Annotated in this window: 7 protein-coding genes and 4 pseudogenes; 6 read left to right on the top strand and 5 right to left on the bottom strand. The window is 66.9% G+C overall.

Annotation, left to right across the window (positions count from 1 at the left end):
* Nucleotides 1-23 precede the first annotated feature (23 nt).
* Nucleotides 24-956: pseudogene (locus OG568_RS60635) on the top strand (ISAzo13 family transposase); the annotation flags it as partial.
* A gap of 86 nt (nucleotides 957-1,042) precedes the next feature.
* Here OG568_RS60635 and ltrA read toward each other — a convergent pair.
* Nucleotides 1,043-2,305, bottom strand: coding sequence for a group II intron reverse transcriptase/maturase (ltrA, locus tag OG568_RS60630; RefSeq protein WP_329537798.1), 1,263 nt, complete (start codon nucleotides 2,303-2,305; stop codon nucleotides 1,043-1,045).
* A 584-nt stretch (nucleotides 2,306-2,889) separates the two neighbouring features.
* On the opposite strand from ltrA, the pseudogene OG568_RS60625 reads away from it, so the two are divergent.
* The 3 genes and pseudogenes from OG568_RS60625 to OG568_RS60615 form a co-directional block, all read left to right on the top strand.
* Nucleotides 2,890-3,605 (top strand): annotated as a pseudogene (locus tag OG568_RS60625) (ISAzo13-like element transposase-related protein); the annotation flags it as partial.
* Nucleotides 3,582-4,553, top strand: coding sequence for an IS701 family transposase (locus OG568_RS60620; protein WP_329538570.1), 972 nt, complete (start codon nucleotides 3,582-3,584; stop codon nucleotides 4,551-4,553). The pseudogene OG568_RS60625 and the gene OG568_RS60620, both read left to right, overlap by 24 nt.
* Before the next feature lie 44 nt (nucleotides 4,554-4,597).
* Nucleotides 4,598-5,242: pseudogene (locus OG568_RS60615) on the top strand (IS5 family transposase); the annotation flags it as partial.
* Here the strand turns inward: OG568_RS60615 and OG568_RS60610 are convergent.
* The 4 genes from OG568_RS60610 to OG568_RS60595 all read right to left on the bottom strand — a co-directional run bounded on the left by OG568_RS60610 (nucleotide 5,160) and on the right by OG568_RS60595 (nucleotide 8,629).
* Nucleotides 5,160-5,726 carry a hypothetical protein gene (locus tag OG568_RS60610; protein ID WP_329538481.1) on the bottom strand — a complete coding sequence of 189 codons (567 nt, stop codon included), beginning with the start codon at nucleotides 5,724-5,726 and terminating at the stop codon, nucleotides 5,160-5,162. The pseudogene OG568_RS60615 and the gene OG568_RS60610 overlap by 83 nt on opposite strands.
* A 51-nt stretch (nucleotides 5,727-5,777) precedes the next feature.
* A complete protein-coding gene (locus OG568_RS60605; RefSeq protein WP_329538569.1) occupies nucleotides 5,778-6,416 on the bottom strand; it encodes an ISAs1 family transposase in 639 nt (212 codons plus the stop codon).
* Nucleotides 6,320-6,985, bottom strand: a complete 666-nt coding sequence (locus tag OG568_RS60600; RefSeq protein ID WP_329538480.1) for a transposase family protein — start codon at nucleotides 6,983-6,985, stop codon at nucleotides 6,320-6,322. Before OG568_RS60600 ends, OG568_RS60605 begins: the two co-directional genes overlap by 97 nt.
* A 792-nt stretch (nucleotides 6,986-7,777) precedes the next feature.
* Nucleotides 7,778-8,629, bottom strand: a complete 852-nt coding sequence (locus OG568_RS60595; RefSeq protein WP_329538479.1) for an IS5 family transposase — start codon at nucleotides 8,627-8,629, stop codon at nucleotides 7,778-7,780.
* Nucleotides 8,630-8,876: 247 nt separating this feature from the next.
* Here OG568_RS60595 and OG568_RS60590 point away from each other — a divergent pair.
* Both OG568_RS60590 and OG568_RS60585 read left to right on the top strand, forming a co-directional pair.
* Nucleotides 8,877-10,330: pseudogene (locus OG568_RS60590) on the top strand (NF041680 family putative transposase).
* Between the two features lie 228 nt (nucleotides 10,331-10,558).
* A complete protein-coding gene (locus OG568_RS60585; RefSeq protein ID WP_329538478.1) occupies nucleotides 10,559-11,635 on the top strand; it encodes an ISAs1 family transposase in 1,077 nt (358 codons plus the stop codon).
* Nucleotides 11,636-11,902 lie beyond the last annotated feature (267 nt).

Below are 11,902 nucleotides of genomic sequence, written 5' to 3'. Positions count from 1 at the left end.
CCAGCCACCGGCAGGCATCACCAATTGCCGGTCGGTCTAAGTTCGAGCAAATCCTGCCGCACTTCGATGAGCGCCGCCGTCGGTTGTACCTGGCCAGTGAGGCGACGGCCCTCGGCCACGGCGGGATCGTCCGGGTCGCCGCCGCCTCCGGCACCAGCACTGCCACCATCGCGCGAGGTATCGCCGAGTTGGCCGGTTGCTCCTCACCGACCCGACGGGTTCGGGCTCCAGGCGCCGGCCGCAAGCGGCTGACAGACACCGACTCCGGTCTGCTGCCCGCGCTGGAGTCGCTGATCGAGCCACACACCCGAGGCGACCCCGTCTCCCCGCTGCGGTGGACCACGCTGTCGTTACGGGCCCTGGCCTCGACCCTCACCACACAGGGCCACCCGATCAGCGCTTCAACCGTCGGACACCTGCTGCACACCCTGGGCTACAGCCTGCAGGGAACCGCGAAGACAACAGAGGGCATCAGCCATCCGGACCGCGATGCCCAGTTCACCCACCTCAATGCCACCGCTACCGAGTTCCTCAACGACGCCCAGCCGGTGATCAGCGTCGACACCAAGGCCAAGGAATGGCTCGGCAACCGGGACCGGCCCGGTCGCACCTGGCGGCCGGGCAAGAACGCGATCAAGGTGGACTGCCACACGTTCACCACCAACGACCAGCCCATGGCGATCCCCTACGGGATCTACGACATTGCCAACAACAGCGGATGGGTCAACGTCGGCACCGACCACGACACCGCCCAGTTCGCGGTGGAGTCCATCCGACGCTGGTGGCAGCACCGCGGACAGGCGGACCACCCGAATGCCGGCAGGCTCCTGATCACCGCCGACTCCGGCGGCTCCAACGACCCCCGCCGCTGGACCTGGAAAAGCAACCTTGCCACCTTCGCACGAGAGAGCGGCCTGGAGATCACGGTCTGTCACCTACCTCCCGGAACTTCGAAAGTCGGGTAGCCGGAGGGAGTCACACCCTCCGGCTCCCACAGATCCGTACGTGACGATCTCTCGTCATACGGCTCTTGTCGTCCTGATCACCAGGCCAAGGAGGGGGAACTGATCCATCTCCACTGCGCGAACATCCCCGGGCGGCGCTTGGCTGCCCTCTGGAAGGCCGCGATGGCCTTCCTCATCGCGCGAAACCGTCTGTACTTGTTGCGTAGCCAGCGCACCAGGTAGGCGTTGATGCGCATCAGAATTGGATACAAGGCCGATCGATAGAACCGGCCGTAGTACTGCATCCAGCCCGCGACGATCGGATTGATCCGCTGCGCGAGTTCTTCCACGGTGAGGTTGACCCGCCGGTGAAGCCGCCAGGAGCGGACCTCCTCGCCGAGTCGTTTGAGGGCGTCCCTGCTGACCGCGGGACGGAACGACCATCTGATGCGGCCGTTCTTGTCCCGCATCTGGCGCTGTTGGAGCGTGAACCCCAGGAACGTGAAAGACGTGTGCTCGTACGAGCCGCGCCGCAATCCGTCCCGGCAGTACACGATCCGGGTCTTGGCCGGGTGCAGACACAGCCCGACCTCGGCCATCCTGTCCGAGAGCGCGGCCAGCACTTGGTGGGCCTGGCGCTCGGTGACGCAGTGCACGACCGCATCGTCCGCATAGCGTTCGAACGAGACAGCAGGGAACTCCCGGGCCATCCAGACGTCGAACGCGTAGTGCAGGAACAGGTTCGCCAAAACGGGAGAAACCGGGGCTCCTTGTGGCGTCCCGCACTTCCGTTCCAGCAGGGTGCCGTCGGGCATCTTGAGCGGGGCAGCAAGCCACCTCCGCACATACAGCTTCACCCAAACGGCGTCGGTGTGCGCTACCACCGCCTTGACCAGGAGGTCCCAGGGCACACTGTCGAAGAACTGGGAGATGTCGAACTCGACAACCCAGTCCCGTTTCCAGCTGCGTTCCCGACACTTCTCCACGGCGTCCAAGGCGGACCGTCCGGGCCGGTATCCGAAGCTGTCCGGATGGAAAATAGGATCCACCCTCCGCACCAGATGCCGGGCCACGACGGCCTGAGCCACACGATCAGCGACGGCGGGAATCCCGAGGGTTCTCTCGCCGCCTCCATGTGGCTTGGGAATGGCCACCGCACGCACCGGCGGAGGAAAGTAGGAGCCCGACGACATCCGGTTCCAGACCTTGTAGAGGTTGTTCTTCAGGTCTTTCTCGAAGTCGGCGATGCTCTGTCCGTCCACTCCCGGTGCCCCCTTGTTAGCCCTGACTTCCTCCCATGCTTCCTTGACTTCCCACTTAGAAATCTCAAACGGCTTGGCCTGCGACTTCAACTGGCTCACCGAACTCCTCCCGGACACCGTCCGGTTGATGCGATCAACTCAGTCACGGACGACCCGGCCCCTTCGCTCCACCCCCGTTATAGGGGCTTCTCCACTACTACGAGCCGGTCCGCCGGCGCGTCCCGCATCGGTACTCGGCCCCTTCACGGCACAACCGCTCGGGGTGCTCCCTCTCGCGCGCCCCTACCAGGACGGGCTGTATCGGTACGCGCCTTCTCCAGTTCCACATGACCGCAGCAGATCAGGTTCACGTCGTCTCCATGCCGGACACCGCCTGGCCAGTCGACGGGCTCCCGCCAGGCTTATCCCGGGACGGTTCCAAGCTCCCCGGTTTTGATGTCGTCGGAATCTTTTCGACACGTCAGCAACGATTCACTTGCGTTCGTCTCCCTGATCCCCACCTGACGCCTCTTGGACGCCTTTTCCTCATCGCTCACCACGACAGTCTTCGGCTAACGCGGCATGAGGCGGTTTGAAGTCTCCCCCCGCAGGGCGACTTCGAAGGGCCAATCCTTCATCGGTCACGCAGCACTGCTTCGAGTAACTCGTCCTACATCGAATTCCCCTCTGCATTCAGGACACACTGGAACAAAATAGAGCATCGTATGTTCTGCCACATCACCGCGAACTGGCGGGGGCGACCGCTGACCAGCTACCAGGTCGTCCTCGAGACCATCGCCGCCACAACAACCAAGACCGGCCTAACCATCGGGGCCGAACTGGACACCGGCAGCTACGACCTCGGCATCAGCGTCACACCCGCCGAGTTCCACACCCTTCCGATCACACCCAACGCCTTCCACGGCGACTGGAACTACACACTGTCTCCCGAGCCACCGCGAACGCCCGACGCGCCGGCAACCACTCACCGGACCGACCCGGCCCTGACCATGATGCTCACCGATCCAGCCCTGACCGGCATGTCACGAACCGCCTTTGAGCATTTGGTGGCGGTCTCGGAACCCTTCTGGGACGCCATGGCCGAGGCGGCATTCCAGCGACGCTTCCACCGCCCACGCAGCTACCGACACCCGCAGACCAGCAGCGTGGACCACACCCACCGGCTCCTGGCAGCCATCCTGCGCCGCCGCAGAGCGGTGACCATGACCTTCCTGGCCCAACTACTGGGCGTCAACCGCACCAACCTGTCCATCCAGTACCAGGACGCAAAACGGCTCCTGGACCTGCACCGGATCCTCGTCACGCCGATACCCGGATCACCCGCCCGCACATTGGAACAGCTACACGCCCGAACAACCCCCGCGGAAACCCGTCGCTGACAGTTATTGAAATACGGGCCCTGGGCGGGATCGGTCTGTGCCAGGTCGCCGTCCATCTCACCTACGCCTCCGCACGTGGCCATGCCCCGATCGACCGGGCCCTGTACCTGGGCGCCGACTGGGCCGCCGACGAAGAACGCCGCCTGCTCACCCACGTCCCCGACGACGTGGACTTCGCCACCAAGCCCGAACTTGCTGCCGCCATGCTCACCCGGGCCCGACAGCTGGGCCTGCGTGCACGCTGGTTCGCCGGCGACGAGGTCTACGGCGGGCGCGAACTGCGCCGCAGTGCTCGCCGGCTCGGCTTCGACTACGCCCTGTCGGTCCGCGCCGATCACCAGGTCACCACCCCGGGTGGCCGCTTCACCGCGACCACCCTGGCCGCACGGCTGCCCCGGCGGGCATGGATGCGGATGCTCACCGGTCACGGCCTGAAGGGCGACCGCCACTACGACTGGACCTGGACCGACATCCAGAGCGACGACGCCCCCGACACCGAGGACGACGGGACATCCGTCCTGGTCGTGCGCCGACACCGCTTCACCGGCGAACTCTCCTTCTACCGCTGCTACTCCACCCGACCCGTCACCCTTGCCGGCCTCATACACATCATCTGCACCAGATGGCAGGTCGAAGAGGACTTCCAGCTGGCCAAGGGCGTCACCGGACTCGACCAGGGCCAGACGACCTGCTGGAACTCCTGGATGCGTTGGACCCTGATCAGCATCCTGGCCACCGCCGTCCTGGCCGTCACCCGCGCCCGCACCGCGACCACCACCATGGCCGTCGGCCTCATCCCGGTCAGCGCACGCGAGCTGCTGACCATCCTGCGGGCAACCACCCTGCCCCCGCTCCGCCACGACATCGGCCATGTCCTGCACTGGTCCGCCTGGCGACGCCGTCACCAGGCCATCGCGCAAGCCTGCCACCGGCGCTGGAACAACGTCACCGCCGCCGCGACCACATGACACCACCATGACGATCAAGAACTACAGCTGCCGGGGCGGTCTACGACTTCTTCCGCCGCTGGCGGGCCTACGACTATGCGCGTGAACTGTACGAACGCCTGCGACGTTCGGCGAGGCAGCGCGCCGGCCGCAACGCCGAGCCCAGTGCGGGAGTCATCGACAGTCAGTCGGTGGACGCCTCCGAGACCGTCGGCGAGGACAGTCGCGGATACGACGGCGGCAAGTCACGTGACGGCCGCAAGCGTCACATCCTGACCGACACCGATGGCCTGCTCCTGGAAGTGACCGTGACCACGGCCGATGTCCACGACTCCAAGGCCGCGCCCGCGCTGCTGGAGACGTTCATGCAGCAGCCGGGACGGCTGCTGCAACTGGTGTGGGTCGACAGTGCCTACCAGGGTCCGGCGCTGGCGAAGGCGTTCGCCCGTCACGGAGTGCGGACCGAGGTCGTGCGCCGCTCCGACGGACAACGCGGATTTGTCGTACTGGCCCGCAGGTGGGTCGTGGAGCGGACGCTGAGCTGGCTTGCCCGCTCACGCCGCCTCAACCGTGACCACGAACGCCGCCCCGACCACCACGCCCAGATGGTGTGGTGGGCCGCCGTGATCAGACTGTCCCGGCGCCTGGCCGCAGACGCTCCGCGCTGGCCGGAGAAGCGTCCCGGCCGACTGCTCCGGGCTCAGGCATGAACCGTCCGTCCTTCGCCCGCACCAGCCAGCCCCGCTTCTCCAGCACGTAGGCACGGTGCCGGATCTTCTCCACCTCGTTCTTGATCTCCGCTTCCCGGCCCACCGCCCGCGTCAGCTCCACCCCGTTCATCGGCCCCGAAGCGGCCACCACCGCGGCGAACACCTCCCGATACAGGCCGCCGAGCACCTCCTCACCCATGCCCGACCGCCACACCGGCGGCCGCTCGCCATGCCCCGCACCCAAGCCGCCCGATCCCACGGCGGCAGCCGTCTCACCACCGGACGGCACCGGAACCGGCGTATTCACCGGGCTCTCCCCGGCCAACACCGACACGAGCTCCTCACGCCCCACCCGGGCCCGCTCGACCCGCTCCCGCGCGGCATCCACCTCCGCCTGAGCCTGCTCCAGGACCTCCGTCCAGGACTCCAGATCCTGCCTCGCCCGCGCCTCACGCTGTTCCATCAACCCCAGCACCGACGGCATCGCACCCTCCTCGATCCACAACAAGCCGTCCGCTGCCTGCCCAGGGCTTGATCAAGTTCCGTAGGCGTCCGGATCGTTGGTGATGCCCAGGATGGGGATTGCTCGTTGGGGTTCGTCGCGGATCGCCCGGGTGGTCTTGGCGATGTTGTCGGCTCCGAGGATTTTCAGCACGCCGATGGCGAGGTTGCGGAGGGTCGCCATGGCCCGTGGTGCGGTCCCGGCGTGGACGGTGGAGGCGTCCTCGGCGAAGGTGACATCCCTGATGTGGTGCGAGGAGTTCTCCACTCCCCAGTGCCCGCGGATCGCGGCGGCCAGATCGGCCGGGCCGGCTTGGTGGGCGTCGAGGCTGGTGACGGCGTAGACACTCTCACGGGTCTCGCGCTTGCCGGTCTGCTTGCGCCGGCGGTGGACGCGGATGGCCAGGCGGGCGTGGGGAAAGGCGATTCCGCCGAGTTTGTCGGCGATCGAGCAGGTCTTGATTGAGCGGGACTCGCGGCGTCCGTGTCCAGCCCCGGAGGCGGTGTGCTGGACGGCGATGTCCCGCCACGGCAGGGCCGCGAGCTGGCTGTGGGCGGTCGGCTGGTTGGTCTTGATCACGGCGATGTAGTGGGCCTTCTTGGCCTCGACCAGCCAGGAGATGTTCGCCTTGACCGAATGCAGGGCGTCGAAGGTGACAACGGCGCCGGCCAGGTCCAGCGGTGCCAGCAGTGGACAGAAGTGTGTGGTTTCTTCGTCTTCGCGCCGACTTCTACCTGGGCAAGGGTCACGACGGTGCCGTGGGTGACCGCGGAGAGCAGATGTCGGCGCGTCGCGGTGAGACGGGCTGATCCCTTGAGTGCCTTGCCGTCGACAGCGATCACACGCGACGGCCCGAACCCGGAGGGCGACGAAGCCTGGGCGGGTTCGGTGGCGGCGCGGTGCCGGTCGGCCAGGTAGGCGCCGACCGCCCGGTCCAGGGCGTCACCGTCAACAGCCCCCAGCACACGGCCGATCGTGGCCGGTGACGGAGTGCGCCGCCATCTGAGCAGGTGGCGCCGGATCCCGATCACTGCCAGGAGTGTGTTCGGGGCACGCTGGCCCCACTCGGCGAGTTCGTCGATGCTCCTGGCTCCCGAGACAGCCGCGCAGGCGCACACCAGCAGGATCGCTGTGAGTGAGTACCACCGGCCCCGCCGGGAGCGCGGGTCGGGCACCGAGTCGAAGTAGGGGCGCAGGTCGGCGATCCGGCCGCTGTCCAGCGGGCCCAGTTTCACCAGCACGGCAGGTACGGGAGAGGATGCAGCAGCAGGCACGGGCCACCTCATGATCATCGGGCTTAGACACCACAATGATCACGAAGCCCGTGCCTGCCCTGTTATGCGCCCCAACCGGTCACAACCCGACCAGCCGCACGACCCCGGAACTTGCAACCGCCCTGGCAAAAGGGTGCACCGACCCCCGTCGGCGGTCCCGCAGGAAACATCGAGGTCAGCGACGAGGGGCTTGCGATCCCTGGTGACTCGTCGTTCCAGTGAGTGACGAGCCGGCATTCATTGCATTATTTGCAGTGCTAGCGCTCTGATTTCCATCAGTGTGCGATGTTTGCGTATTTCCTGAAGATGTGCGGCTCGCCTGGAGATCAGAGTACGCCTTTGCGGCAAATGCTACATCAATGACAGTTTCCATTACTACTCCCAATTCATTTGACTTGCTTGGTGGGGAATTCACAATCCCCTGGGTAACCGAGATGCCTATAGCACCTACTACGCAGTACTAGACTGCTAGGTTCAGCCTGGATCCACGGCTTGATTCCTGGTTGATCGTTTCGGGGTCGCGAAGGCCGTGGTGGGGCTGAGTTGCGGATTCGGCCAAGGGGTGGCGGCTGGTCTGCCCAGCTGTTCCACTTCGTCCACAGGTTCTGGGCCCTTTGGGCAGGTCGGTCAGGGAGTGTAAGAGGGCCGGTGGTGCATGCACCGTGCTGGACAGCTGGGTGAGGTCCTCGCAGGGGACGCGTTCGGACGGGTGCAGGGTGAGGCGGCGACCGGAGCAGGTTAGACCGACCGGCAAATGGATCACTTGAGGCGTCGGGTGGTGGGGCGGCCGTCCCAGCGATAGCGGCTCGTCGAGCGTCGGATGAGCATGCGGAGCGTGACGAAAGCGGCGGCGAGGTAGAGGTAGAAGTCCACGGCGCTGCCGTCCTTCTCGGTGCAGCGCCGCAGCTTGCCGTAGCCGTTCATCCACGAGTGTGAACGCTCGACCACCCACCGCTTGCCGGCCTGGATCGGTGCGGGCACGCCCTTGCGGGCGATCTCGCCGGTGAAGCCGAACTCGTCGAGCAAGGCACGGGTCCTGGCGCTGTCGTAGCCGCGGTCGAGATTGATGTTCACTTGCTCTGGGAGCGCTCCTACCTGGGCTTTCGTTGCTTCGAGGGTGGGGCCGAGGAGCGGTGAGTCGTGCCGGTTGGCGCCTGCGGAGACGATCCCGAGAGGGACCCCGGCCGCGTCGGAGGCCACCGATCGCTTCAGCCCCTGCTTGCCCCGGTCGACCGGGGAGCGTCCGGCTTTCTCGCCACCCGAGGGAGCTTTCGTGATGCAGCCGTCCACGGAGATCTCGGCCAGTCCGAGGCCGATCATCCGGTCGTACGCCTGGAGCGCCAGGGCGTGGACCTGCTCTGATATGCCCATCTGTGACCAGAGTTTGACGCGGCGTCGGATGGTGCGGTCCGAGCAGCCCTGACTGGCGATCCGCTCGTATCCGGTGCCGTGGACCAGGGCCCGCACGATGTGCTCGAAGACGATCCGGTCCGGGACCCGGCGACGGTGACAGCCCAGCGGGTGAGTCGGCGCATAGTCATCGCGCGCGGGCAGCAGGGCGGCGAACTGGTCCCACAGGGGTTCGAGCAGGCAAGATGGCACAGCAGGCACGGGCCCTCCGGTGATCACTGAGCGTAGAGAACTCCATGATCACTCAGGCCCGTGCCTGTCTCGTGCCCAGAGCGACCAGCCACCGGCAGGCATCACCAATTGCCGGTCGGTCTAAGCTTGAAATTTAACCTTCAGTGATCGTTTGAGGTTCGGATCGTTCACTCACATGGGGATCTGCCGGACATGGCGACGACCTCCCTTTCACGCTGTGTGATGTTGAGTCGCACAACGGGCCGGGAGGTCGTCAGTGTCGAGTGTCGTCCCTGGAGCCGCTCATCGGCAGGCACTTGCCGAACTGTCCTCCTTTCGATTGGAGTTGTACGTGGCAATGCCCCGCCGTGCCGATGCGTTGTTCGAGTTGACGGACGCGGTGCTGTGCGCGGGCGGCCCGGTGGTGTCGCTGCCGGAGTTGTCGCTTGAGACAGTTCACCGGCGTGGGCACGGGGCGATGTACGACGCGCTCGCCCGAGGCCGCCTGGATGTGTCGCGGCTGCGGTTGGCGCTGGCCGGGCTGGAGCTTCCGCGCGGGACGGACCGGCAGATCTCGATCGCGCTGGACGTGACACCGTGGCCGCGCCCGGACGCGGAGTGCTCGCCGGACCGGCTGCACTGCCACCGCCCGTGCCGCTGCGACGGGGTGCGGCAGACGATTCCGGGCTGGCCCTACCAGGTCGCCGCCGCGCTGGGCGGCGGACGGACCTCGTGGACCGGGCCGCTGGACGCGGTCCGCCTCGGCCCGGACGATGACCTGACCGAGGTCACCGCCGCCCAGGTCCGGAACCTGCTCACGCGCCTGCGCCAGGCTGGTCAGTGGCGCGAGGGCGACCCCGAGGTGCTGTTCGTGCTGGACGCCGGCTACGACATCGTGCGGCTGACGTGGTTGCTGCGCAACGAGCCGGTCCGGCTGCTCGGGCGGATCCGCGCCGACCGCGTCATGCACCACCCGCCAGGGCGCCGCAGGGGACCCACCAAAGGCCGCCAACCGCGTCATGGCGCACCCTTCCGGCTGGCCGACCCGGCCACCCACCCCGCACCCGTCCCGCACCCGTCCAGGAGTCCACCACCCGTCATGACCGGTTCGGTGCCGTGACCGCCCGCTGCTGGGGACGCCTGCACCCCAAACTCGAACGCCGCCAGGGCGGTTGGGCCGATCACCCGGGTGACCTGCCCAACGTGGAGGGAACGCTGGTACACCTCGCGGTCGAGCGCCTGCCCGGCAACCGCGATCCCAAGCCGTTATGGCTATGGCACTCGGCCCCCGACGCCGACACTCACGACGTCGACCGCCTGTGGCGGATCTTCCTGAGAAGATTCGACATCGAACACACATTCCGGTTCTGGAAGCAGGCCCTGGGCATGACCCGCCCCCGCCTGCGTCACCCCGCTCAGGCCGACCGCTGGGTCTGGCTGATCCTCGCCGCCTACACCCAGCTCCGACTCGCCCGCACCCTCACCGGCGATCTGCGCCGGCCCTGGGAGAAGCCACTCACATCGGATCAGCTCACTCCCGGCCGGGTCCGCCGCGGCTATCCCCGCATCCGCAAGATCCTGGGCACACCCGCGAAACCGCCGAAAGCCACCCACCCCGGCCCAGGCCGCCCACGGGGCACCACCACCAGCCCCGCCCCCCGACACCCCGTCGGCAAACACCAGCACAAAAAGGACACCCCTCGACCCGAAGAACCGAGGGGAAACCTTTAATTTCAAGCTTAGTTAGCAGGGCTGTTCCAAAGTCCTGCCGGGTGGGTGAAGGTGCTGGTCACGGCGTGGTGACGATGTCGGCGAGGGCCGCTACGAACAGATCGAGGCTCCTGTTGTGGACGGATGACCTTGCCAGTCACCGTCTCGAACCGGAGCCTCGATGTGCCGTCAGTCTGCCACCGTCTGTCTCGTCAGGTCGCCGTCGTTGGCGGGTGTTCGGAGCTGTCGTTGGCGGAGCGGCTGGTCAGGCTCCCGGACCCGCGCCATCGCCGGGGCGTACGTCACCCGTTCGTGGCGGTGCTGCTGATCGCTGCGTCCGCCGTGGTGGCGGTGCTGTCATACGCGGCGATCGGGCGGTGGGCCCGCAGTGCCCCGCAGCAGACGTTGGCCCGGCTCGGCGCACGCCTGCTGACCTCGCTGAACGTGCGGATCGCGCCGAGTAGATCGACGATCCGACGGATCGTCTCCACCGTCTGCCCGGGCGGCCTGGCGGACCTGACCGGCGAGGTTCCGGTCGGGGCGGAGTCGGTGGCCGCGGACGGCAAGAGCGCCCGCGGTTCCCGCCACGGGCAGAGCCCGGCCGCGCACCTGCTCGCCGCCATGACCAGCGACGGCCGGACCGTCACCCAGCTGCGGGTGCCGGGCAGGACGAATGAAATCACCTGCTTTGCGGCCCTGTTGGATCCCTTCGACCTGGCCGGGACCGTGGCGACCGCCGACGCCTTACACACCCAGCGTGACCATGCCGTCTTCCTCGTCGAGGTGAAGAAGGCGCACTACGTGTTCACGGTGAAGAAGAACCGGCCGGCGTTGCACGAGCGGCTGCGCACGCTGCCCTGGGAGCGGGCGACCGCGAAGTTCTACGACCGCAGCCAGGGCCACGGCCGCAACGAAACCCGGGTAGTTCAGGTGCTCACTGTCGACGACCTTGACTTCCCGCACGCCGCGCAGGTCGCGAGGATCACCCGGCATCGCACCAGCCTGAAGACCGGGAAGCGGACCCGAGAGACCGTCTACGTGATCACCGACCTCACCAGTCGGCAGGCGTCACCAGAGAAGATCGCCCGCCTCGTGAGATCACAGTGGGTGATCGAAAACCGGCTGCACTTCATCCGTGATGTCACCTTCGACGAGGACCGCTCCCAAGTCCGCACCGGCTACGGCCCGGAGAACATGGCCACCCTGCGCAACCTCGCCATCAACAAGCTCCGCGAGAACGGCCACACCAACATCGCCGCCGGCCTCCGCAAGATGTCCTACGAACCCTTCACCCGTCCGCTCGACATCCTCGGCATCGCCCCGTGACCAGCGGCAACACCAAGATCAAACGACTTTAGATCGGCCCTGCACGGCAGGGCTCCCGCACGGTTCGTTTTGATTTCGAGCTGCTCGGGCAGGCTGGCCGCGGTAGCCCGGGCCGCTGTGGTCGTCCGTCTTCGATCTCTGCCTTCTTGCCGCAGCTGCACATTGCGCTGCGCCGGCAGCCGCAGCGCGAGGACCGCAGTATCGGCTGCCGAGTTGTCATCGCGGGTGCCGGCCAGTCCCGCGCATCAGAGGAGCAGCAGCGAAGTC

The sequence above is a fragment of the Streptomyces sp. NBC_01450 genome (assembly GCF_036227505.1).
Classification (GTDB): domain Bacteria; phylum Actinomycetota; class Actinomycetes; order Streptomycetales; family Streptomycetaceae; genus Streptomyces.
The sequence above is the reverse complement of the archived record's forward strand: the minus strand, read 5'-3'. Positions and strand labels throughout refer to the sequence as shown.